Annotated in this window: 1 protein-coding gene; it reads left to right on the forward strand. The window is 72.5% G+C overall.

Annotation, left to right across the window (positions count from 1 at the left end; all coding sequences use genetic code 11):
• Positions 1-1,165: cytochrome P450 family protein (locus GL263_RS26910; protein ID WP_182858337.1), on the forward strand; the 1,165-nt coding region annotated here is incomplete at both ends.

Genomic DNA, 1,165 nt, shown 5'->3' on the forward strand with positions numbered 1-1,165 from the left:
GCCCCCGCGTCACCGCCCGGCGGCGGCTGCCCCGTCTCCGGCGGGGCGCACCGGTTGACGCCGGGCGAGGACCAGGCGCGGCTGTACAACACCCTCCGCCGCGAACACGGCGCTGTGGCACCCGTGTTGCTGCCGGGGGACATCCCGGCGTGGCTGGTGCTCGACTACCACACCAACCTCACCGTCATGCGCACGCCCTCGGTGTACTCCTCCGACTCCCGGCACTGGTCGGTCACCCTGCCCCCGGACTCCCCGCTGGTGCCCCTCACCACCTGGCAGCCGCTGGTCGCGTTCGTCGACGGGCAGGAGCACGGCCGGCTGCGCGGCGCGATCACCGGCGCGCTCGACAGGTACAAGGGCGCCGGGCGCGGCGTACGCCGCTACGTACACCACTACATGACCACCCTGGTCGAGGGTTTCCAGGCACAGGGCCGCTGCGACCTGGTGCCGGACGTGGCGGAGAAGCTGTCCGTCCTGGTGCTGGCCCGGCTGTTCGGGCTCGCCGAGCGGGAGGCGCTGCCGCTGGGCGCCGCCGTCCGCGACATGGTGCAGGGCAGCGCGACGGCGGTCCGCAGCAACGAGTACGTGACCGGCGTCATGGCGAACCTCGTCCGGGAGAAGCGGGCGACGCCCGGCGAGGACATCGCCAGCTGGCTGCTCCAGGACGAGGCCGGCCTCGACGACGTGGAGGCGATGGAACACCTGCGGCACGCGCTGGTCGCGTCCCACGAGAAGACCACCAACTTCATCGCCAACACCCTGAAGGCCATCCTCACCGAGCGCGCCTTCCACGCGACGCTGACCTCGGGCCAGATGACACTGCCCGACGCGCTGGAGGAGGTGCTGTGGAACGACCCGCCGCTGACCACCGTGCCGACCCGGTGGGCGACGAACGACACCGTGCTGGCCGGACGCCACATCAGCAGGGGTGACATGGTGATGCTGGGTCTGGCCGCCGGCAACTCCGACCCGGCGATCCGCGCCACCGACACCCCGGTGCGCAACAACCGCGCGCACCTCTCCTTCGGACACGGACCGCACGAGTGCCCCGGGCAGCACCTCGGGCGGGCCATCGCCGAGGCGGCGGTGGACGCCCTGCTCACCAAACTGCCGGACGTGCAGCTGGACGCCGGGGCGGAGCTGCCGGTGACGGCGTCCCTGGTGT

Source organism: Streptomyces durbertensis, from assembly GCF_014156695.1.
Classification (GTDB): Bacteria; Actinomycetota; Actinomycetes; order Streptomycetales; family Streptomycetaceae; genus Streptomyces; species Streptomyces durbertensis.